Source organism: Polaromonas sp. P1_G2, assembly GCF_056405515.1.
This window is the reverse complement of sequence record NZ_JBFUBY010001479.1, coordinates 1-395: the sequence shown is the minus strand read 5'-3', so window position 1 is coordinate 395 and position 395 is coordinate 1. Positions and strand designations below refer to the sequence as shown.

Sequence of the window (395 nt, the reverse complement as noted above, 5' to 3'; positions counted from 1 at the left end):
GCGCAGTCAACGTGCGCACCGGCAATTTCGAGTATTTCGACACCACAACCCATGACATCCGCCCCGAACATATCATGGCGAGCGGCGCGCTGCCGCCGGGGTTCCCGGCTGCAAGAATCGATGGCGAATATTATTGGGACGGTGGCCTGATCTCCAACACGCCCCTGCAATGGGTGCTCGACAGCTCCCCTCGCCAGGACACGCTGGCCTTTCAAGTCGACCTCTGGAGCGCGCGCGGCGAGTTTCCGCGTGACCTGGCCGGTCTCGACCTGCGGCAGAAGGATATCCGTTTCTCGAGCCGCACGCGTGCGGCAACAGATCAGTTCAAGCAGGAGCAACGTCTGCGTCGCGCCCTCGGCCATCTGGTGGAACTCGTCCCGCAAGAGGCCCTGCTG

Annotated in this window: 1 protein-coding gene; it reads left to right on the top strand. The window is 63.3% G+C overall.

Annotated features, from left to right (window positions below):
• Positions 1–395 (top strand): patatin-like phospholipase family protein (locus AC1D0P_RS31175; protein ID WP_477680262.1); only part of this gene is annotated, 395 nt, incomplete at both ends.